Genomic DNA, 21945 nt, shown 5'->3' with positions numbered 1-21945 from the left:
ACCAATATCGTATAACGAAAATGGTGTGGTTCAAGGATTTGGGGGTTGGAGGGTGGGTGTAGGCAAAAAGAATCCCAGCGGTCAAAATACGCTGGGATTTTCGTGGCTCCGACGGGCGTCGATCCCGTGACCTTTCGATTTTCAGTCGAACGCTCTACCAACTGAGCTACAGAGCCGAAAGTCGGCCCTAAAGCCGACTCTCCGCGACCCCGACGGGACTTGAACCCGCGACCTCCGCCGTGACAGGGCGGCGCGCTAACCAACTGCGCTACGGGGCCTAACCTGAAAGAAGCCGAAGCCACTTCCAAGACCGACCGGAGGATTACCCCGATCTTTGGCCAGTGATCATTCTAGTAGTTGAACAATCGCTCTCCCAAATCGTGAGCAAATCTTTGAGATTTGACACTTCATTGAGAAGTACCCCCAACGGGATTCGAACCCGTGCCGCCGCCGTGAAAGGGCGGTGTCCTAGGCCGCTAGACGATGGGGGCCTGTTGACTTGGTTCCCGAAAGAACTTCTATCTCCAAGACGGAAATCATACGTGAGCCAAGACGTGACCACAAATCATTTTGGGCTCCTAGTTCAACAGGTAATAGATCCCACAGTTCCGTAGGCTGGGTGATTGGATGGTGCAGAAGACTTTGTAGGTGCTCTCAATGCCACGAATTCCCCGCTAACGGGACTGATAGTTGGCGCGGCGATGGGTGCGCTGGTTGCGCTCATTTTCGTCGTAGTACTCTCCTTTGGGTTTCGTGGCCACGGGGTCGTGAGCCGCCTGGTGCGTAGCACGCGCGCCCAGATTGCATTGCTCTTCACCACGCTCGGTGCTTGGACGGGATTTGTGCTGACAACTCCTCCCGACCCTCCTGACTGGTACGGACACGTCGCCCACGGACTTTTGGTGGCCGTGATTGTTGTTGGTGGATGGATCATCTACGCGGGAATGGGTCTGCTCGGTGAGCCGGAAATCTTGGCAGATGTCCGCACCGGAAGGGACATCCGTCGCTTTCGTACTCAGGTGCAAATCCTGCGCCGCGCCTCTCAGGCAGCAACCGTCACCCTGACACTGGTTTTTGTGCTGTTGACATTCCCTGAGGCGAGGGCGCCCATGGCGTCCCTACTTGCCTCGGCGGGTTTGATTTCGGTTGTCGCGGGCCTCGCCGCGCAGACAACTTTGGGGAACGTTTTCGCAGGGCTGCAACTGGCGTTCACCGATGCGCTTCGGGTCGGTGACAACATAGTTGCCCCCGGTGAATCACAGCCGGGACGCGTGGAGGAAATCACTCTCACCTATGTCGTTGTCCGAGTTTGGGATGAGCGTCGCATAATCTTGCCCTCGACCGAGTTCACAACAAAGGGATTTGAGAATTGGACCCGCAAGTCCGCATCCCAGCTGTCCGCCTTTGAGATTCAGGTTGATTGGACCGCGCCTGTTGCTGAGATCCGCGCCGAGGTGCAACGCCTCCTGAAGTCGACGGACCTTTGGGATGGGAGGACGTGGAGCGTTCAGGTCTACGACCTGCCTGGCGCATTCATGACGTTGCGGATAACGGTTTCGGGCGACAACTGGGCGCGCTTGCAGGACCTGCGAGGTTACTTGCGTGAGAACCTTGTTGCCTGGATCCGCGAGAACATCCCCTCAGCGGTTCCGCGTGAACGGCTGATTGTCTCAGAGGCTCCCGAGGTCACGCCCGGTATGGGAACCGACGAACTCGATATCAGCCTGCTTGCTGATCCCTCCCTGATCGGACCACTCGGTGGTGGCGACTTCACCAAGGAGCAGCTCTTCAAGCCTGACCCAGATGCGCTGTTGCGTTCAGCAGCTCCCAGCGTTGAGGGTGCCCATTTGTTCTCTGGAAACCCAGCGGGTGAGAAGCGCGCATCCCTCTACGAGGGCCCAGGTCACGAAACGCTCTTGCACCGGGCTCTTCGTTCCCTGCAAAGGGCTAAGGACGAGGCCGCCTTGCCCCTAATGGGAGAGTTCGACCCCGAGGTCGTCAAGCAGGTCCAAAGCAAGGCCAAGCCTGGCGCGCCCACAGGGGAGGGGACTAGCGTTAACTGACATCCACATTGGCTTTCGATGGAAGGGGAGGGTGGCAATGGCATACGAACTTGATGAAGAAACCTGGAGAAAGCGCCTCTCCCCGCTTGAGTTTCAAGTCCTCCGCCAGGCTTCGACAGAGCGCCCCGGTTCAGGGGAGCACCTCTATGAGGATCGGCCTGGCACCTACTACTGCAAGGGCTGCGGCCAGGCCCTTTTCGACGCTTCAACCAAGTTTGATGCGGGCTGTGGCTGGCCCAGTTTCTTTGAGAACAAGCCGGGCGCCGTCACTGAGGACACCGACTACCTGCTGGGATATCCCCGTACTGAGATCCGTTGCTCGCGATGCAACTCCCATCTGGGGCACGTCTTCCCCGACGCTCCCGATACACCAACCGGCATGCGGTACTGCATGAACTCCGTTGCTCTGAACTTTGAGCCCGAGGACGACGGGTCGGACCGCAACTGACTGGAAACCCACCGCGGAAAGGCAGCCTGGCAGTGTTGCCTGCCCCCGCACTCTTCATATCCGCCGCGCTGTTTCAATACGTTGGCGCGGCAATCGCCATCGGCCTGTTTGGCGTCCTCGACCCCGGGGCGGTCGTCTGGTGGCGCATCATCATCGGTGGCGTGGGAATGGTGCTCCTCTGGCGTCCGTGGCGAGTGCGGTGGACCCCACGTTCCCTGGGGGCTTCGATTCTCTTCGGACTGGCACTCGCGGGCACCAACCTGCTCTTCTATGAAGCCATTGCACGGATCCCTCTTGGTGCCACCGTCTCCCTTGAGTTCCTTGGTCCCGTCGCGGTGGCAGTCCTTCGAGGACGAGGACGCGAGCCGCGCATCGCCGCCGGGATCGCCCTCGTCGGAGTTGTGCTCATCGGTGGCGTGGGCTTAGACCTAACCGACGCGACCACGCGAACCGGGTTCTTTTTTGGCCTGGCCGCTGGAGCCGCATGGGCCGGATACATCCTGCTGGGCGCCCGCATCTCCCAATCCGCTCCGCCCGGACCGTCGCTTGCGGTCGGAATGGTGGCGTCCGGGGTGGTCTTCCTCCCATTCCTCTGGTCCCAGGTCGTTACGACTCCGCTGACGCCCTCGTCCCCCGTGGTGTTGACCTGGGGTTTGGTACTAATGCTGGTCGGGGTTGGTCTCTTCTCAACGACCATTCCTTACTCGATCGAAGCCGTGGCCTTCTCCAGACTGCCCGCCGCCACCTTCGCGTTGCTCACCGCCCTCCTCCCCGCGACATCGACGCTGGTTGGCGCGGTAGCCCTACGGCAAATCCCCACGGTTGCCGAGTTGATAGGTTTGGTACTGATTTCTGTCGCCGTCTGGCTTGCTTCCCGGGCGCCCTCGACAAACTAGGAGTTGTGGAATGCTGAACCTACTGTGGATGGCCATTGTCGGCGCTGTGATCGGTGTTGTTGCCAGCATGTTCATCCAGGGGTCGCGGGCATCGGGTATGGGATGGACGATCTTCCTCGGCGCGGGTGGTTACGCCCTCGGCGGTTTCCTTGCGTATTCTTTCCACTGGTCAACGCTGATTCAGTGGATTTGCGGGATCGCGGCGGCAACACTTTTGCTCACTGGTTATCTCATGGTGACCGCGAAACGCGAATAACAGGCACAATACCCCCATGCACCACTCACCGCTTTCCCTCCCCCAAGATCACGCCTGTCTGACGGTTCACGGTCCAGACTCGGCTGGAATCGTTGCCGCTGTTACCGGCATGCTTGCTCGCAACGGGGGCAATATTGTCGCCCTCGACCAGTACGCGGACGAAACGCGAGGTGGGAAGTTCTTCCAGAGAGTGGTCTTCCACAAGGCGGGCCTCGCTGTTGCAATGCCCGGACTTCGCGAGGATATCGACGCGACTTTGCGCCCGTTCGGGCTGGACTGGGAACTGCGTGATCAGTCGGTTCCCAAGCGCATGGCGATCCTGGCTTCGAAACAGGACCACTGCCTGCTGGACCTCCTGTGGCGTCGTCGTCGCGGTGAGTTGCCGGTCAGTATTCCCATGGTGATTTCCAACCACGCGGACACGGCCGAGGACGTGCGCTCCTTCGGTGTCCCCTTCTTCCACGTGCCATCTGAGAAGGGTCCGGATAAGTCCAGGGCTGAGAAGAAGATCCTAGAGTTGCTGCGGGGCAACGTCGACTTCGTGGTGTTGGCCCGTTACATGCAGATCCTCTCCGGGGACTTTTTGGCCGAGGTCGGCGTTCCGGTCATCAACATTCACCACTCATTCCTTCCGGCATTCATTGGGGCCAACCCATATTTGAAGGCGAAGGAGCGCGGCGTGAAACTGATCGGAGCGACCTCGCACTACGTCACCGAAGACTTGGATGAGGGGCCGATCATTGACCAGGACACGGTCCGCGTCACCCACGCTGACACCGTTACTGAGTTGGCTCGACGCGGTGCGGATGTGGAACGCCAGGTGCTGGCGCGTTCTGTGCTGTGGCACGCGGAGGACCGCGTCATTCGCGATGGTCGGCAGACGATCGTCTTCTGAGGGCGCTGCGGCGCGGGCGGTTAGCGGCGCTTCTCGCGGGCATCGATAAAGCGCCACGGTTCATGCCGGGTTTCCGCGTAGTCAATCCCGATTCGTGGGGTGGCCCGCAGGGTGACCGGGTCGGTGCGCGGGGTGATGAACAGGTCGGTGCCGCTCAGATCGCTTCCGTAGTCGGCGCCGGTAATGGCCATGGCTTGACACAGTTTGCCGGGGCCGTCAGCAAGAGCTTTGCGGCCGCCCCGGAGGTCACGCATCTGCTCTTCGCCGCTGATGGGGTGTATTCCGCGAATGAGGACGCCCTCGCCCGTTCCCTCCGGACGCGTGACAGCGTTGAGGTTCCACCACATGCCGTAGATCAGATAGATGTAGGCGTGGCCGGGCGGGCCGAACATAACCTGGTTGCGTTTGGTGCGCCCGCGGGCGGTGTGTGCCGCGTCGTCTGCTTCCCCCAGGTAGCCTTCGGTTTCGGTAATGCGACCGACGAGGACGCCCCCGCCTAGGGTCTCCGGAAGTCTGCGGTGGAGGTAGCAACCCACCAGGTCTTGCGCGACTAGCAGGGTGTCGCGCTCATAGAAGGAGTGGGGCAGTGGGAGTTGCAGGTCTTGCACGTTTTCCTTCCATGGGGGTTGGACGCCAGCGCCAAGTGTCGGAGGGCGTTGTTAGGCTGATTGTAGTTAGTCGGAATGCATGGAGGTTGCCGGTGGTACAGATAGTCGTCTATGGCGCGGGACGCCTGGGGCAGGCCGTCATCGCGGCTGCAAAGGCAGCGGGGTGCGGGATTGTGGCAGTGGATCGCCACCTCTTGGAAAGCGGTGGCGGCGATGCAGTTGGCGCGCCGATGTTTGCGACGCTTGAGGAAGCGGCGCAGCAGACGTCCCCGGATGTGATTGTTGATGCCTCACGCGCGGATGCCCTCGATGAGGTGCTTGAGTTCGCGGTGGGTAGCGGAACCGGGTTGGTTATCGCCGCAACGGGCCATGATGAGGGCCAGGTTGCGAAGATGAAAGAGGCCGCGAAGGTTATTCCGCTACTACGGTCTTCCAACCTGTCGGTCGGGGTGAACGTTCTGCGTCGGTTGGCTTCTGACGCGGCTCGCATGCTTGGTCCGGTGGACACTGAGATTGTTGAGGCCCACCACAGGCTGAAGGTCGACGCCCCCTCAGGGACGGCGCTGACCCTTGCGGAAGCGGTGCGGGATGCAGTCGATGTGGACCGTGAGTTCGTCTATGGGCGCAGCCCTTCAGACCACGGGGCCCGCGGGAACGAAATCGGTATTCATGCGGTTCGCGGCGGGACCGTGGTTGGTGAGCATACGGTGACGTTCTTGTTGGACGATGAGATTGTTGAGCTGCGCCACGTTGCACAGTCGCGCGGGGTGTTTGGATTTGGCGCGGTGAAGGCGGCACGTTTCGTAAAGGGTGCGCAGCCCGGTTTGTACACGATGGAAGACCTGTTGGGCTAGAGGGGCCAAGACTATGTTGAATGAAGAGTTCCAGAAGATTCCGTCCTCGTACCTATTTAGCGACATCGCGAAGAAGGTCGGCAAGTACCAAGAGACGCACCCCGACCAGCAGGTTCTGCGCTTGGGGATCGGGGATGTGACACTCCCGCTGGCCCCGGCAGTTGTTGCGGCGCTGCATGAGGCAGTGGATGAGCAGGCGTCAAGTGAGACGTTTGCTGGCTATGGGCCTGAGCAGGGCTATGGCTTCCTTCGTGAGGCGATCGCGGAGGGAGAGTACGGTGTGATCGGCGTCAGTGTCGACCCTGATGAGATCTTTGTCGGTGACGGTGCGAAATCAGACACGGGCAACATCCAAGAGCTGTTCTCGGTTGATGCGTCGGTCGCAGTGGCGGATCCGGTGTATCCCGTTTACGTGGACTCCAATGCCATGGCGGGTCGGTTGGGGGAATACAGGGACGGCACCTGGTCGAATCTGACATACCTCAGTTGCACGGAAGCGAACGGCTACAAGCCGCCGTTTCCCAGCGAACACGTTGACCTGATTTATCTCTGCTACCCCAACAATCCCACCGGGACCACATTGACCCGTTCGGAGTTAGAGGGATGGGTGGACTACGCGCGCCACAACGGGAGCATCATCCTGTTTGATGCCGCTTACAGGGCTTTCATTACGGATGACTCGATCCCGCGAAGCATCTACGAAATCGATGGGGCTCGGGAGGTGGCTCTTGAGTTCGGCAGCTTCTCTAAGACCGCTGGGTTCACCGGGTTGCGTTGTTCGTGGACGGTCGTGCCTAAGGAGCTGCAGGTCGAGGGCGTGTCGCTGCACGCCATGTGGAACCGCCGCCAGTCAACGAAGTTCAATGGAACACCGTACGTGGTGCAGAAGGCTGCAACCGCGATTTACACGCCGGAGGGTCGGGTGCAGGTCCAGGAAGCCATTGACTACTACCTGCGTAATGCGGCGCTGATCCGGGACGCACTGCTTGGAAGCGGAATCGAAGCCGTCGGTGGGGACAACTCCCCGTACGTGTGGTTCAAGTGCCCCGGTGGCATGGATTCTTGGGAGTTCTTCGACTATCTGCTGAACAACGCGCAGATTGTTGGTACGCCGGGTGTCGGCTTCGGCCCTGCTGGGGAAGGGCAGTTCCGCCTCAGTGCTTTTGGCTCTTTTGAGACTACCTCTGAAGCGGTGCGGCGCCTCCAGGCTCTCTTGCCGACGCTCAAAGGGTAGCCCGCCCTCGTCCTCAACACTTCGCAAATAGTTCGTCCTCGTCCCACTCCATCCCCCGTCGCATCGCAGCTGCCCCGGCCGCACTTAGAGAAAGGACTGGCAATGCCCCGCACTGCCCCCTCAGAAGCAAAACTACGTGAGATCGTTGCGAAGATTCCGACGCCGTTCCACCTCTACGATGCTGCGGGAATCCGCGCCAACGTGGATGCCTTGCAACAGGCTTTCGCGTGGAACCCGGGCTTCAAAGAGTACTTTGCGGTCAAGGCAACCCCGAATGCCGCCATCCTCAAGCTGCTCAAGGATCAAGGGTGTGGGGTCGACTGTTCCTCTTACACTGAGCTCCTGCTCTCTGATGCTATGGGCTTCAAGGGGCACGACATCATGTTCTCCTCGAATGTCACGTCCGCAGAAGAGTACCGTTTGGCACGCAAACTGGGCGTCCTCATCAACCTTGACGACATTAGCCACATTGATTTTCTCGCGGAAAATGGCGGTATCCCAGAAGAGATCTGCTTGCGCTACAACCCGGGGGGCGACTTCAAGTTGGGGACCCGGGTCATGGGGGATCCTGGGGACGCCAAGTACGGGCTGACTCCGGCCCAGATGCCGGTAGCGATCAACCGCCTGAAGGAACTGGGTGTCAAGCGGTTCGGAATTCATGCGTTCCTGGCTTCAAACACCACTGATGGCGGTTACTATCCGGCGCTGGCGAAGATTCTCTTCCAGTTGGCTGTGGACCTTGCCGAGGAGTGCGATGCGGAGTTCTTCCTCATCAACCTCTCCGGGGGCATCGGTATCCCGTATGAGCCCGGTCAGCCCAATGCGGACCTCACAGCTATTGGGGCTCAAGTTGAGGTGGCGTACCAAGAGACGATCGTGGCCGCGGGAATGGACCCGGTTGCAGTGGTCACGGAGTTGGGGCGGTACATTACCGGGCCGAATGCGTGGCTGGTCGCCACTGCCCTGCACCACAAGGACACACACAAGCAGTATGTCGGCCTGGATGCCAGCGCTGTGAACCTGCTACGCCCGGCCATGTACGGCGCATACCATCACATCACGGTTGCCGGGAAGGAAGATGCGCCCCTCGACCACGTTTACGATGTGACCGGGTCACTGTGCGAAAACAATGACAAGTTCGCCATTGATCGTCCTCTTCCAGAAATTGAGATTGGCGATCTTGTAGTGCTGCACGACACCGGGGCCCACGGACACTCCATGGGGTACAACTACAACGGAAAGCTTCGCTCCGCCGAGGTGCTCCTTGAAGAAGACGGGTCTTTCCGCATGATTCGCCGCGCCGAAACGCCGCGGGATTACTTTGCGACAATCGCGGGTTTTGAGGTGACGGAGGACCTGGGTAAACCAGAACTTGATCCGCTACTGCACGACCCGGTAAATAACGCGTAATCTAGCCGGACACTACCCAGAGGTTCACAACTTTCACCCTTAGAGGAGCACATGAGATGGCAACCGTAAACGTCGCAGTACTTGGGGCAGGGACCGTTGGCTCACAGGTGATTCGCCTTATTCAGGAGGAAGGCGGCGACCTTGCGGCCCGCGCCGGTGCCGATCTGAACATCCAGGCGGTCGTTGTCCGTAACGTGTCTGCGCCCCGCGATGTAGAGATTGATCCCGCGTTGCTCACCACGGATGCGAACCAGGCCATTGACAACGCGGATCTGGTCATCGAGCTGATCGGCGGTATTGAACCGCCGCGCACTTTGGTATTGCGCGCACTCAGCCAGGGCAAGACCGTGGTGACTGGTAACAAGGCACTCCTTGCAGCTCACGGCCCAGAGTTGTACGAGGTCGCAGCCCAGAATGGTGCTGACCTCTACTACGAAGCCGCCGTCGCGGGTGCAGTTCCGGTTGTGTATGGGCTCCGCGAGTCTCTGGCGGGAGATAAGATCCTCCGCGTCCTCGGCATTGTCAATGGAACTACCAACTTTATTCTCGACTCGATGACCTCGACGGGTGCTTCGTATGAGGACGCATTGGCTGAGGCCCAGCGGCTCGGCTTTGCTGAGGCTGACCCCACGGCAGATGTTGAAGGGCTAGATGCCGCGGCGAAGTGCGCCATCTTGGCGTCACTCGCCTTCCACACCAGGGTGTCTATCGACGACGTCGCGGTTGAGGGGATTTCAAGCATCACGGCTGACGATATTGCTGAGGCAGAGGCCGGGGGCAACGTCATCAAGCTGCTCGCAATTGCTGAACGCGTCACGAAGGATGATGGCACCGAATGGGTTTCAGTGCGGGTCCACCCCACGCTTGTCCCACGTGACCACGCCCTCGCCAATGTCAACGGTGCTTTCAACTCGATTGTTGTGGATGGTGAATCTGCTGGTCGGCTCATGTTCTACGGTCAAGGTGCAGGCGGGGCTCCGACAGCGACAGCCGTACTTTCAGATGTTGTGGCTGCGGCCTCGCACATTGCCAACGGTGGGAACGGTCCAAGGGAACTGGTGTATGCAAACCTGCCGATCTTGCCGCGCGCGGAGGCCGTTACCCGTTACCAGGTGCAGGCAGAGATTCGCGACAGGGTAGGTGTGCTGGCTGAAGTGGCGGGCATCTTCGCTGCGAACGGGGTCTCTATCAAGTCGGTGAGTCAGAGGGACGCCAACGATGAGGTCAGTGAGGGGAGCGGCGATCTCAAGACTGCTGTTCTGACGATTCTCACTCACCGCGCCACGGAAGGTTCCTTGGAGCAGGTGGTTGCAGACCTGAACGACAGCGCATCAGTCATTGAGGTGAGTTCGATCCTGCGTTCAGAGGTCAGCGCCTAGGCGCCAACTCGGCACCCCCGGCATCCGCCGTCACGTAAGGTTGCCGCCGTCACACGCAAGCACTGGGCCACAGACCTAAGGTCGCCGATGTCGCCTAAGGTCGCCAATAATTCGCTAGAACAGCGGCGACCTTAGTGGATATCGGCGACCTTAGGAATGGCGGGGTGCTCCGCCGAGTCAAGATCGGTGGCGTGGCGCTCCATTGGGTCGCGCGCAGTGGACTTTCGGGCAGGCTCAGTCGGCTCCAACCGGCGAACGGAACAGAGCAGTAGCCTCAGTCGCCGGCAGCGGGCGAACGGAACAGCGCAGCCGACTCCGCCGGCAGCAGGTGGCCCGGCAGCGTTGCACCGCCAAGTTGAACGTCGCTGTCTGCGACTCTGTTGTCCTGGGCTGGGCTGGTAGACCGAGCGTTGCCAGGGTGGGCTGCGCTGCTGAGCAGCATCCAGTCTCGAGACAACCCGCGTGGAAGTGGGACAGGCGCCGAAGTGAAATTCACGACCAGGTCAACGGTGGTTTGAGTTGGGGTCTCGGCAGCAGTCTGCTCGCTAGGCTCCACGGTTGGAAGTGCCCAGAGGCGCAGATGCAGGAACCCGGTCCTTTCAACTTCGGCAACTGGCGAAACCCATTCCAAAGCACCAGACCCCAAGGCAGGCTCTTCCCTGCGCAATCGCAGCAGGTTGCGGTAAAGACTCAGCATGGAGGACGGATCACCGGCCTGCTGCGCGACCGTCAGTGACGCCCACTGATCCGGCTGGGGCAGCCAGGTCTGCGGTGGGGGCGCCCCGGGTCCTGTGGGAGAAAACCCGAACGGCGGTTCAGATCCTGACCAGGGAAGAGGAACGCGGCAGCCATCTCGGCCTCGAACGGCCCCATTTGTGCGGAAGAATGATGGATCTGTCAGAACCTCGTCAGGCAAATCCGTCACCTCGGGAAGGCCCAACTCCTGACCCGCATAGATGTATGCGCTGCCGGGAAGGGATAGGAGTAGAACCGCCATGGCCCGAGCCCGACGCACCCCGATGTCAGAGGCTGCGTCCTCGCTGCCAGCGCCTGCAGTGTCGACTTGCGGGACATACGCCCCGCTCAGCGACCCACCGGTTGCGTAACGCGTGACGGACCGGACCGTATCGTGGTTGTCCGTCACCCAGGTGGTCGCGGCGCCAACGTCGGCGAAGGCGCGAGCCGACTCAAAGATAGCCCGCGCAATCTCTCCCCCGTCCCACCCCGTCTTCAGGAAGCGGAAGTTGAACGCCTGGTGCATCTCATCCGACCTCAAGAACAGGGCGACGATGTCGTCATCAGCGCCTGTCTCAATGACTGCCATGGTCTCTGGATACTCATCCATCACGGCGCGAAAATGGCGGTAAATGTCGTGAACTGGGCTCGCAGCATCCTTGGGGATGACCGGCCATCCGCCCTCGGTGTCTGGCCACGCCGTGTCCTTGATCAGGGCATCGGAAACGTCGATACGAAAGCCATCTACACCGAGGTCAAGCCAGAAGCGCAGCACGCCCTCAAAGAACTCCAAAACCCGGGGATTCCCCCAGTTAAAATCAGGCTGAGTGGGGTCAAAGAGGTGGTAGTACCACTGACCCGGCTGGCCATCGGCCTCGACAACGCGTGTCCAACTTGGTCCCCCGAACACCGACTTCCAGTTGTTAGGCGGTAGCCCCCCACTCGCGCCGTCGCCCTCGACGAAGTGGTACATGGCCCGCTCCGGACCCCCGGGCAGACCGCACAGAGCGGCCTGGAAGAGGGGATGTTGGTCAGAACTGTGGTTCGGGACCAAGTCGATAATGACCGCTAAACCCTGCTCATGAGCGGTGTGAAGCAGCGCCTCAAAGTCCTCCAGGCTTCCAAAAACTGGGTCAACGTCGCGGTAGTCCGCAATGTCGTAACCAGCATCCACCTGGGGCGATGGGTAAAAGGGACTAAGCCAAAGTGCGTCAACGCCAAGGTCTTTCAGGTATGCGAGCCGCGAGGTGATACCCGCCAAGTCCCCCATTCCTGACCCCGAAGAATCCGCGAAAGAGCGCGGGTATACCTGGTAGACGACGCCCGTCTTCCACCAGCTTGATTCAGTCGTCGATTCCGGCATCGTCAGCTTCAGTGATAAGCCATTCTGTGAACGTGATCGAAAGCCGTTTGCGGCGTGGCGACGCAACGTAGGGACCGGCTTTCACCTTCAGGGCGCCCTCGAACGGGAACATGCGCACTAGCTGCAGCGGCTCACCATCAACGCTGGCGTAAATCCACATCATCTCGTGTTTCCACGCGGCTCGAACTCGCACCGGGCGCCCGTTCCAGTCGGCCACCTGACACATCGAACGGTCGGAAAGTCCCCGGGTCAGAGTCGCAGTGAGCTGCAGGAGCCCGTCGGAGAGCTCCATGCCCGCCTTTGCCCACGTTGCGTCGTCTGAAACGATGAAGATGCCGGCCTGGTCAAACTGTTCGGTCATGTCCGCAATGAATGCGACCTCGACCGCTTGGCCCTGATGAAGGTCGGTGACGAGGGCGTTCTCGGTGTGAACCGTCTTCGCGGGATCGGTGCTATTCCATGCATCCGACATCTCTGTTGCCGTGATGGTAAGGCCCAGTGGGCTGCTCCGGACGTCCTCGGGTACGTGGGTCCACAGACCCTCTTCCCACGGCACAGCGCGGACGGTCATCAGTTGCATCATTCCTGCCACCCCCTCGTGGTCTTGGCACACACCAAACGTTACCGAACGTGGCGTGCAACTTCGCGCATTACGCCCACGGTGAGCTAAGCGCCACCTTTTGTCAGACCAGGTCCGCGAGTCCGAGGCGCTGGTTCGGAAGAACGAGTTAGGTACCTACTTCGTCACCTTGAGCTGTTCGTCGACAGTCCCCCCGCGAACTGCAACGATTCCGGCCGCTGACATGGGGACTGCGGTGAGGGCGAGGACGATGAGGATGGGCTCCCAGTTCCCAATCGCACCGAACGTAATCCCGACAAGGAATGGGCCCACGGCAGCAAGCAGGTAGCCGACCGGTTGGACGAATCCGGACAGGGCCGCAGTGATGGAAGCGTGACGTGTCTTGTCGATGATGAGGGCGAGGGCGGTGGGGAAGCAAAACCCGGCTACTGACAGGCACAGCGCCCACAGCCAGGGGAGCGTCGTTGGGAGAAAAGCTATCCCCAGGTATCCGATAGCCAGCAGGGCACCGAAAACAGTAATGAGGCTTTGCAGCCCACGCCCTCGGGAAACCAGCCACGGCATGACGAGTCCACCCGGTATGCCGCCGAGGGCGATGATTGAAATCATTATTCCCGCAGAGGTCGCATCCAAACCTCCTGCCCTGTAGGCAACTGGTGCCCAGCCAAACTGGATGTATGCCTGCATGGACTGAAGCCCAAAGAAGAACATGAGGGCGACCGCTGTCTTTGACTTCCAGATCTTCTGGCGACCAGCGTGGCCGCCGACGAGTTGGGGGTGCTCCTTCTTACGCAGAGACGCGTCCCTCAAATAAAGGTATAACCACAGCGCAAACGCCACAAGGCTGATCGCCGCCCACACACCGATGGCAGCTCGCCAGCCCAAAAGTGGTTAGAACCGACCCCGCAAGTAGTGCCCCAACTAGTCCACTCCACGATGCAAGTCTGATAGAAATGATGCCGATCGCGGCGAAGCAAATGCCGGGCAGAGCAGTGAGAAGCCCCGCCAATCCTCCGCTCATTCCAAGGGAGTCCATCAATTCGGGGAGCGCAGGCCCAACAGAAGTAGCCCCGGGACGCAGGCTTGCTGCAGTGACAATCGCTGCCGCTACCAACACCAGAACGAGGGCGCCACTGCGGCGGTCTCGTCTCGGTATTTGGACCAAATTGGGAGTCTCGGGGATCTTCGACATAGCTGTGTAGCCTAATTCGTCCTCGTCCGCAGTGGAATTCTTCTTGAAATTCCACCAATTGCCCGCGCGGTGTATCAGCGCGCTATTCTTGGGGCACTTCGCAACCTGTCCTGTTGTTAGGGCGCATTTCTGTGCCTTGGCGTGGGTCAGAGATGAAGTTGCGGGGACCACGGAAAGATTTTTTATGTACCGGTACCTATTCAGGCGGTTGCTCAACTACCTGGTGTTGCTGTTTATTGCGGTTTCGCTTGCCTACCTACTGGCGGGAACCGCACTGAATCCGCGCACCCAGTTTGACTTTACCAACCCCAACCTCGATGTGGATTCTGTCAACGCAATGTTGACTGCCTACAACATCAACCCTGACATTCCACTCCTGGAGCGCTACTCAACGTGGCTACAGAATGTTCTGTTCCACTGGGACTGGGGCCGCACGCCAAAGGGTGACTTTGTCAACAGTATTCTGGCGACTCGCATCTGGGTTTCGGTGCGACTCATCACAATTGGGTCTTTCGTCGGCATCATCGGCGGTGTCGCTCTGGGTGCTTGGACTGCAACGAGGCAGTACAAGGTTTCGGACAGGGTCGTCTCCCTGCTCGCCCTCATCGTTATCTCAACTCCTACCATCGTCATCGCGACAATCCTGCAGATCCTGGCGGTTCGTTTCAATCAGGCGACAGGAACCGGGTTCTTTGAGTTTGTTGGTGAGACTGGGAACATTGGCAACTATCCGGGCGCTGAGTTGGTAAACAGACTGCAACACCTGCTGCTTCCGACAATCTCCATGTCGCTTGGCGGCATCGCCACCTATTCGCGTTACCAGCGCAACCTGATGTTGGACACGCTGGGCGCCGACTACGTGCGCACCGCCCGAGCCAAGGGCCTTCGCAAGGGGACCGCCGTGCGTAAGCACGCCCTCCGCACCGCGTTGATTCCAATGGCAACTTACTTCGCGTTTGTGATCGCCGGACTCTTTACGGGGGCGACTATCACGGAGCAAATCTTCTCGTGGCATGGCATGGGGATCTTCTCAGTCATGTCGATTACCCAGCATGACGTTAACGGCACCGTGGCCGTCGTGGCGTTCTCCGCAGCTACAACATTCTTTGGACTGATGCTTGCAGATGTATTTACTGTCGTGGCCGACCCGCGCGTGCGCGTTAGTTAGGAAGGGGGAGAGCAATGGCAATTGGAGATAACAAATCTAGTGGCGATCCGTCGCACCCATACTTTTCCCGCGACCCGATTCGTCGTGAAGAGGACGGTTTCAACACTAAAGGCAGCCAGCCTGACCCGGCCGGTGAATTGGGGATTGACCCGGACGGTCTAACCACGCCTAGCGCTAGCGAGGAGGGCCTGGAAGGTGTTCGGACCGAAGTTGCCGTCCAGGATGAAAAGGTCGCGAACCAGGCGTTCGAAGACGAGGACCTCGACAAGAAACCTCTGACCCGCGGTCAGCTGATTTGGCGTCGTTTCTCCCGTTCGAAGACCGCGATGTTCGGCCTCATCGGTTTCATATTGATCGTCGTCTTTGCAATCATCGGCCCCTACATCAGCCCCTGGGAATACCGCCAGGTTGACAGTGGAAACTTCCTCAAGGGACCGTCTGCCGAACACTGGCTTGGCACGGGACAGACGGGGCGCGACATGTTCGCTCTTACCGTTGCCGGCCTCCGCAAATCGCTGGTTATCGGCCTCTCCGTCGCCGCCATTCAAACGGTCGTTGCAGCACTGGTTGGAGCCTCGGCCGCATTCTTCGGCAAGTGGTACGACAAGGTGGTTCTGTGGATCATCGACTTGCTGCTGGTGATCCCCGCGTTCCTTCTGATCGCAATCATAACTCAGCGCATGTCTGGCAGTAAGAGCTCAACAATCACGTTCATTTTCCTGCTGGCAGCATTCTCCTGGATGCTGACGGCCCGCGTGATCCGCGCAATGACGCTGTCTGTCACAAACCTTGACTACGTGCGGGCCGCAAAGTACATGTCGGTTCCGTCGTGGGCGACCATCACCAAGCACATCCTTCCCAACGTTTCGTCTTACCTCATCATTGATGCGACGCTCGCGGTGGTTGCCGCCGTCATGATGGAGACCTTCCTGTCGTACTTCGGGTTCGGTGTCCAGCCGCCAGAGACTTCGCTTGGTGTCTTGCTTTCAGAAGGCCAGGCGATGGCGACCTCGTTCCCCTGGACCTTCCTGGCACCCGCGACCATCCTGACCTTGATGCTGGTGTGCATCAACTTCATCGGTGACGGTCTGCGCGATGCCATTGACCCGACCTCAAAGTCCGGAGGCACACTGTGAGTCGTCGAAACAAGAATCAACCAACTTTCGAAAGCAACGAACTACCAGAGAAGAAGGATGACGTCCCAGTTCTTGAGGTCAAAGACCTCAAGGTTACGTTCCCGTCCGAGGACGGGGCGGTTCACGCTGTTCGTGGCGTCAACTTCACCCTGCGCAACGGGGAAGTCCTTGGAATCGTGGGTGAATCCGGGTCCGGCAAGTCTGTTACCTCAATGGCCGTGATGGGTCTGCTGGACGAGGGCGCCAAGATTGAGGGCTCAGTCAAGATGTACGGGACTGAGATCCTTGGCCGCTCAGACGCCTACATGTCCAACGTCCGCGGCAAAGTCTTGTCGATGGTTTTCCAAGATCCGCTGTCCGCCCTGACACCTGTTTACACCATCGGTAGCCAGTTGGTTGAGGCACTGCAGATCCACCAGAAGATGACGGACAAGCAGGCGGAAGTTCGCGCTGTGGAGCTGTTGGGACTGGTGGGGATCCCCAATCCTGAGGTTCGTTTCAAGTCTTTCCCCCACGAGTTCTCCGGAGGCATGCGTCAGCGCGTCATGATTGCCATGGCGATTGCCAACGACCCGGATCTGATCATTGCGGACGAACCAACCACGGCCTTGGATGTGACGATCCAAGCCCAGATCCTTGACCTGTTGCGCACCCTACAAAAGGAGACAGGCGCGGCGGTCATCATGATCACCCACGACCTGGGTGTTGTCGCAGGAATGTCCGACAAAGTGTCCGTGATGTACGCGGGTCGTGTTGTTGAGTCCGGTCCTGTCGACGATGTTTTCTACCGTCCTCATATGCCGTACACAATCGGTCTGCTCGGTGCATTGCCGAGGCCGGATGCGAAGTCGGATTCCGCCCTCGCCACCCTGGACGGGAACCCGCCTTCGATGCTGCAGGTGCCGACGGCTTGCCCGTTCGCGCCACGCTGCCCAATGGCTGTGGCGGCTTGCCTTGACGGTGAACCGGACCTGGAAGTCCTGCCTGCCGCCGCCCTCGCCATCGAGGATGAGAGAGTCGCGGAGACGGGCGAAGACCGTGGACCTGACGCCGACCTTCCTCATCGCGCAGCCTGCATTCGCCAGGCGGAGATTGCTGAGAAGGGGTGGCATTACAAGGATATTTACCCGATTCCGCGTCACATTGACCGCATGGTTGGTCGCCGAGGGCGCGCGGGTCGCGAGAACATTCTTGAACTGAAGGATGTTGTCAAGACCTTCCCGCTCATGAAGGGCGCAGTCTTTAAGAGGCAGGTTGGCACTGTTCACGCTGTCGATGGGATTTCCTTCCGTATTAAAGCTGGCGAGACCATGGGGTTGGTCGGGGAGTCAGGCTGCGGGAAGACCACAACGTTGCTGGAGATCCTTGATCTCAAGGCTCCAGAAGAGGGCACCATTGTCGTCCTCGGGAAAGATACCGGGCAGCTGAGTCGCAGTGGGCGCAAGGAGGTCCGTCGCGACCTGCAGGTTGTTTTCCAGGACCCAATGGCATCTCTGGATCCGCGCATGCCGATCTCAGAGATCCTCGCGGAACCGCTGAAATACAACGGGTACTCCAAGAAACAGATTCAGGAGAGGACGGCCGAGCTCATCGAGTTGGTCGGCTTGGAGCGGGCGCACCTTAACCGCTATCCGCGTCACTTCTCCGGGGGGCAGCGCCAACGTATTGGCATTGCACGCGCCCTCGCTCTCGAACCGAAGCTGCTGGTCTTGGATGAACCTGTCTCTGCACTGGACGTTTCGATTCAGGCGGGTGTCATCAACCTGCTTGATGAGTTGAAGGCCAAACTGGGTTTGTCGTACCTGTTTGTGGCACATGACCTCTCAGTTGTTCGCCATATCGCGGACCGTGTTGCGGTCATGTACTTGGGCGTCATTGTTGAGAAGGGTGATGTTGAAGAGGTATTCCGCGCCCCGCAGCATCCTTACACCCAGGCTCTTCTCTCTGCGATTCCCGTTCCGGATCCGCGGTTGGAACGGTCCCGCGAGCGCATCCTGCTCAGTGGGGATCTCCCGTCACCTGCCGACCCCCCTTCGGGATGTCGTTTCCGCACGCGTTGCCCACTCTTCAAGCTTCTGCCGGAAGAGAAGCAGCGACTTTGCATTGATGAACGCCCAGAGTTGAAGCCACGCGCGGGGTCCTTCGACATGCAGACGGCATGTCACTACCCCGAGCCGCTCAACCCCTTCGTACCGGACGCGGTTGCGGAACTGGACGAGGACGCAGAGGAGGCGGCCGCATCCTGATCGGTGTGGCGACACTCTCAAAATTGCGAGTTTTGGTCACGGTTTAGGCTCAAAACGATCGAATGTGCCCCGCTGGGACCCGGCGGGGCATATTTGCGTCCTATTGTGAAACGGTCTATTGATGATCAAATTTGGAGGTTAATTGATGCGACGCTCAATGCGTGTTTTCGCAGCAACTGCCGCCGTTCTGGCCCTGGGCCTCGCTGGTTGTTCCAGCGGCACCAGCGGTGACCAGTCCGGCAACAACGAAGGTGCCGCAGAAGGCGCCACCGACGCAGTACCTGCATCGGCAATCAACGCTCACGACCGCGCTGATCTCGAAAAGGGCGGCCAGCTCCGCTTTGCAATTAGCTCGATGCCCACGTCATGGAACACCATGAACGTGAACGGCAACAAGGTTGACTTGGCCTCGACGATGGCAACCTTCATCGCACCCGCCAACTGGATCTACCAGGGCGATGGCACCTTTGATGTCAACCCCAACTATGTCGAGAGCTTTGACGTGCAGGATGGCGACGGCGCAGATACGCCCCAGGTCGTTACCCTCCACCTCAACAAGAACGCTGTTTGGGGAGATGGAACCCCGATTTCCGTTGCCGACTACCAGGCCACCTGGAACGCTTGTAACGGTGAGAATTCAGACTTCCTGTGCGCTTCAACCGACGGATTCGATCACATCACCTCTGTTGAGCAGGGCGCCGATGAGTTCGAAGTAGTTGTTACCTACAAGGATGTTTTCCCTGACTGGTCGGCAGCACTTTCGACGGTATATCCCGCCGCGGGTGTTTCAGATCCAGAGACCTTCAATGAGGGTTGGAACGAGCCCAACAACGACTGGCTGGCTGGTCCCTACCAGGTCTCGGGCGTTGACGTTGCACAGCAGGTCATCAGCCTTGAGCCAAATCCCGCATGGTGGGGCGAAGAGCCAATGCTTGACTCCCTGTCATTCCGTGTCATGGATCCTTCGGCAAACGGCACCGCCTTTGCTGGCAGTGAGATCGACGTTCTGACCGGCATCATTTCCGCTCAGGAATACCTTGAGGCCGCAACCCGCGCCGATGGCGAAATCCGTCGCGCCGGTGGCCTGCAGTGGCGTCACGTCACCTTCAATGGTGAGTCAGGCGTACTCCAGGACAAGGATCTGCGTGCAACCCTGGTTCGCGGTATTGACCGTGTTGCCATCACTGAGTCTGACCTTGCAGGTATCCCGGATCTGGTTCCCGTTGACCTCGTCCTCGGCAACCACTTCTTCATGCCGGGTCAGGAAGGCTATGAGGACAATGGAGTGGACTACTCCTACGATCCTGAGCGCGCAGCGAAGGAACTGGATGAGCAGGGTTGGGTCCTGGAAGATGGCGCGGAATACCGCACCAAGGATGGCGAAACCCTCGCATTCGAATACATGATGATGCCCGACATCCCCACCTCGAAGAATGAGGGTGAGCTGATGCAGGCACAGCTGAAGGAAATCGGCGTTCAGGTAAACATCCGCAACGTTGAGTCGGCAACCTTCTTCGATGAGGTTCTTGCTGGTTCCTTCGGTACCACCACATTCGCATGGCAGGGTACCCCGTACCCAATGGCGAACATCAACCAGATCTACTCGTGCAAGCAGTTCGCACCTGAGGGTCAGAACTACGCTCGCGTTTGCGATGAGCGGATTGATGAGTTGTCGGCGAAGATCGCGGTTGAGCCCGATCACGCAGAGCGCCTCAAGATGGCCAACGAAGTTGACGCCATCATCTGGGAGAACACCATGGTTCTGCCGCTGTACCGTCGCATGGAGATGACCGCAGTTCCGGCCAACTTGGCCAACTACGGCGCCTTCGGCATGTCTTCGGTTCAGGGTGAAAACGTAGGCTTCCTGAAGTAAGCAGTAAATAAGCACCAAGCGCCCCGGGGATCGTTCTTGTGAACGCCCTGGGGCGTTTTGCTGCCCGCGTGCCCGGCACTGTGGCACCCGCCGCCGCCGCGCCGACCCCGCGGGCGCGGGTCTCGCCCCCACCCCCGCCCACCACCCCCGCCCACCGGCAGGACTGCGGCCCCCCGCCCCTGCCCACCGACCAACGCCCACCGGCCAACGCCCACCGGCAGGACTGCAGCCCGCACCCCTGCCCACCGGTCAACGCCCACCGGCCAACACCCACCGGCAGGACCGCAGCCCCCACCCCCGGCCTAAGGTTGCCGCAGTCACGTAAGGTTGCCGCGGTCGCGTAAGGTTGCCCGTAATTCGCAAGATCGGCGGCAACCTTAGGAGACTGCGGCAACCTTAGGCTTGAACAGGACTGCAGTACCTCAGCCGCGCAGCCGCCTCGAACTGTGGTCTATCGGTGGTTGGGGAGCCTCCTCCCGCGGCTCCTCGGCCGCGTCGAGGGGTGCTCCGTGAGATGTGTGCGTGGGGGCCAAATGTATATCTGGGGTATATACCCCGCGCGCACATTTCGCCCCCACGCATACATTTCAGGACGCCAGGTAAAATCTGACTGAATCTGGCGAGTAGAGCGGGTCGCACGGCCGGATGCAAGGGAATGCGCTCTGGGTGCTGGACGTTCGGGAATGCGCTCTGGGTGCTGGACGTTCGGGAATGCGCTCTGGGTGCTGGACGTTCGGGAATGCGCTCTGGGTGCTTCGCTGGGTTGCTAGAAGAGAATGCGCCAGATCCAGAAGGCCGCAAATGCCACAAAAACACCAATCTGTAGGAAGTTGTACCTGTAGCGCAGACCCTGGTACTCGGCCCCGGGGTCAGCAAGCGGTTCCCGAGCAGTATGACTCTCTGGCCGCTTGCTTGGGTTCTCTAGGTAGAACTTCTCTTCGTCCAGAATGCGTGCAGCAACCATCGGCGTGACGCGAAGAACCACCCTGTTCCGTTTTCCCAGGTTGAGAGGCGGGGTAGGTGGGGCCTCCTTACTGGTCGCAGTCTTGAAACCCCCGCGCGCTGGGACTGCAGAGGCGTAGATCGCCTTCTTGCTTGCAAGGTCATCCGGGTCAAGGTTGATGGGATCGACTGCTCCGATAGTGAGGCGCCCGCCAGCGGTGACCTCGGTCGGGGACGGGGTCGCGGTGTCTGTGGAGGACGGGGTCGCGGTGTCTGTGGGGGACGGGGTCGCGGCCGGGTCGGCGGTGGGTGTTGCGTAGACGTAAAGCCCCCACCGGGCCTCCGCCCTAGCGAACGACGACCAGGAAACGTCAGCTGTCCGCACCTGATTGCGCACCGCGATCCCACGCTCGTCGACAATTACCGCGGGCCAAGTCCAAATCCACCAGGTGAAATAGACGATACCCAGAGGAAATGGAACCGCTGCGAGCATCTGGACGAACCCGTCGGCCCACCACACTGTTCCCAGAAAAAAGATGCTGAAAGCCAGAAGCCCCCAGACGGCAATCTGTCCGTAGCGTGAGCGGAAAACCAACTGATAGTTCATTGTTCAAGCCTAAGGGAAAAGGGGATGCGGGTCGGCTCCGCGAGGCAGCATCACGCTGGT

The 21945-nt window shown here is 59.8% G+C and carries 18 protein-coding genes and 3 tRNA genes; 13 read left to right on the top strand and 8 right to left on the bottom strand.

Features of this window, described 5'->3' with window-relative positions:
* Positions 1-103: 103 nt before the first annotated feature.
* The 3 genes from H2O65_RS09680 to H2O65_RS09670 form a co-directional block, all read right to left on the bottom strand.
* Positions 104-176: transfer RNA gene (locus tag H2O65_RS09680), tRNA-Phe, on the bottom strand.
* Positions 177-204: 28 nt separating this feature from the next.
* Positions 205-278, bottom strand: a tRNA-Asp gene (locus H2O65_RS09675).
* A gap of 140 nt (positions 279-418) precedes the next feature.
* Positions 419-491 (bottom strand) — tRNA-Glu (locus H2O65_RS09670).
* Positions 492-623: 132 nt separating this feature from the next.
* Here H2O65_RS09670 and H2O65_RS09665 point away from each other — a divergent pair.
* Genes H2O65_RS09665 through purU form a run of 5 tightly spaced genes read left to right on the top strand, consistent with a single transcriptional unit; the run spans position 624 to position 4558 of the window.
* The gene (locus H2O65_RS09665; RefSeq protein ID WP_182141492.1) at positions 624-2063 is read left to right on the top strand and encodes a mechanosensitive ion channel family protein; all 1440 of its coding nucleotides are present in this window, start codon (positions 624-626) and stop codon (positions 2061-2063) included.
* Positions 2064-2100: 37 nt separating this feature from the next.
* A complete protein-coding gene (gene msrB, locus H2O65_RS09660) occupies positions 2101-2511 on the top strand; it encodes a peptide-methionine (R)-S-oxide reductase MsrB (RefSeq protein WP_182141491.1) in 411 nt (136 codons plus the stop codon).
* 32 nt (positions 2512-2543) lie between these two features.
* Positions 2544-3407 (top strand): DMT family transporter, encoded by an 864-nt coding sequence (locus H2O65_RS09655; RefSeq protein ID WP_259349517.1) that lies wholly within the window; start codon positions 2544-2546, stop codon positions 3405-3407.
* Between the two features lie 10 nt (positions 3408-3417).
* Positions 3418-3663: a hypothetical protein gene (locus tag H2O65_RS09650; RefSeq protein WP_182141490.1), complete on the top strand. Its 246-nt coding sequence runs from the start codon at positions 3418-3420 to the stop codon at positions 3661-3663.
* Between the two features lie 16 nt (positions 3664-3679).
* On the top strand, positions 3680-4558 hold the full coding sequence (gene purU / locus H2O65_RS09645) for a formyltetrahydrofolate deformylase (protein WP_182141489.1): 879 nt from the start codon (positions 3680-3682) through the stop codon (positions 4556-4558).
* Positions 4559-4578: 20 nt separating this feature from the next.
* Here the strand turns inward: purU and H2O65_RS09640 are convergent, their stop codons facing one another.
* A complete protein-coding gene (locus tag H2O65_RS09640; RefSeq protein WP_220458745.1) occupies positions 4579-5166 on the bottom strand; it encodes a DNA-3-methyladenine glycosylase in 588 nt (195 codons plus the stop codon).
* Here H2O65_RS09640 and dapB point away from each other — a divergent pair.
* The 4 genes from dapB to H2O65_RS09620 all read left to right on the top strand — a co-directional run bounded on the left by dapB (position 5145) and on the right by H2O65_RS09620 (position 10043).
* Positions 5145-6020: a 4-hydroxy-tetrahydrodipicolinate reductase gene (dapB, locus tag H2O65_RS09635; protein ID WP_182141488.1), complete on the top strand. Its 876-nt coding sequence runs from the start codon at positions 5145-5147 to the stop codon at positions 6018-6020. The two genes, H2O65_RS09640 and dapB, sit on opposite strands and share 22 nt — an antisense overlap.
* 13 nt (positions 6021-6033) lie before the next feature.
* A complete protein-coding gene (locus H2O65_RS09630; protein WP_182141487.1) occupies positions 6034-7254 on the top strand; it encodes an LL-diaminopimelate aminotransferase in 1221 nt (406 codons plus the stop codon).
* A gap of 102 nt (positions 7255-7356) precedes the next feature.
* Positions 7357-8664: a diaminopimelate decarboxylase gene (locus H2O65_RS09625; RefSeq protein WP_182141486.1), complete on the top strand. Its 1308-nt coding sequence runs from the start codon at positions 7357-7359 to the stop codon at positions 8662-8664.
* A 56-nt stretch (positions 8665-8720) separates the two neighbouring features.
* A complete protein-coding gene (locus H2O65_RS09620; RefSeq protein ID WP_182141485.1) occupies positions 8721-10043 on the top strand; it encodes a homoserine dehydrogenase in 1323 nt (440 codons plus the stop codon).
* A 274-nt stretch (positions 10044-10317) separates the two neighbouring features.
* Here H2O65_RS09620 and H2O65_RS09615 read toward each other — a convergent pair whose 3' ends face one another.
* The 3 genes from H2O65_RS09615 to H2O65_RS09605 form a co-directional block, all read right to left on the bottom strand.
* Entirely contained in the window at positions 10318-12141 is a 1824-nt protein-coding gene (locus H2O65_RS09615; RefSeq protein ID WP_182141484.1) for a glycoside hydrolase family 13 protein, read from the bottom strand.
* Positions 12122-12724, bottom strand: a complete 603-nt coding sequence (locus H2O65_RS09610; RefSeq protein ID WP_182141483.1) for a DUF1349 domain-containing protein — start codon at positions 12722-12724, stop codon at positions 12122-12124. Before H2O65_RS09610 ends, H2O65_RS09615 begins: the two co-directional genes overlap by 20 nt.
* Before the next feature lie 153 nt (positions 12725-12877).
* Positions 12878-13606 (bottom strand): MFS transporter, encoded by a 729-nt coding sequence (locus H2O65_RS09605; protein WP_182141482.1) that lies wholly within the window; start codon positions 13604-13606, stop codon positions 12878-12880.
* Positions 13607-14097: 491 nt separating this feature from the next.
* On the opposite strand from H2O65_RS09605, the gene H2O65_RS09600 reads away from it, so the two are divergent.
* From H2O65_RS09600 to H2O65_RS09585, 4 genes are all read left to right on the top strand, one after another.
* Positions 14098-15081, top strand: a complete 984-nt coding sequence (locus tag H2O65_RS09600; RefSeq protein ID WP_182141481.1) for an ABC transporter permease — start codon at positions 14098-14100, stop codon at positions 15079-15081.
* 14 nt (positions 15082-15095) lie between these two features.
* Positions 15096-16217 carry an ABC transporter permease gene (locus H2O65_RS09595; RefSeq protein WP_182141480.1) on the top strand — a complete coding sequence of 374 codons (1122 nt, stop codon included), beginning with the start codon at positions 15096-15098 and terminating at the stop codon, positions 16215-16217.
* A complete protein-coding gene (locus H2O65_RS09590; protein ID WP_182141479.1) occupies positions 16214-18463 on the top strand; it encodes an ABC transporter ATP-binding protein in 2250 nt (749 codons plus the stop codon). The genes H2O65_RS09595 and H2O65_RS09590 overlap by 4 nt, the downstream gene beginning before the upstream one ends.
* A 145-nt stretch (positions 18464-18608) precedes the next feature.
* Positions 18609-20336: an ABC transporter family substrate-binding protein gene (locus H2O65_RS09585; protein ID WP_182141478.1), complete on the top strand. Its 1728-nt coding sequence runs from the start codon at positions 18609-18611 to the stop codon at positions 20334-20336.
* Between the two features lie 766 nt (positions 20337-21102).
* Here the strand turns inward: H2O65_RS09585 and H2O65_RS09580 are convergent.
* Positions 21103-21885: a PH domain-containing protein gene (locus tag H2O65_RS09580; RefSeq protein WP_182141477.1), complete on the bottom strand. Its 783-nt coding sequence runs from the start codon at positions 21883-21885 to the stop codon at positions 21103-21105.
* Between the last annotated feature and the right edge of the window lie 60 nt (positions 21886-21945).

Source organism: Schaalia sp. JY-X169 (genome assembly GCF_014069575.1).
In the GTDB taxonomy this organism is placed as follows: Bacteria; Actinomycetota; Actinomycetes; order Actinomycetales; family Actinomycetaceae; genus Scrofimicrobium.
The sequence above is the reverse complement of the archived record's forward strand: the minus strand, read 5'-3'. Positions and strand labels throughout refer to the sequence as shown.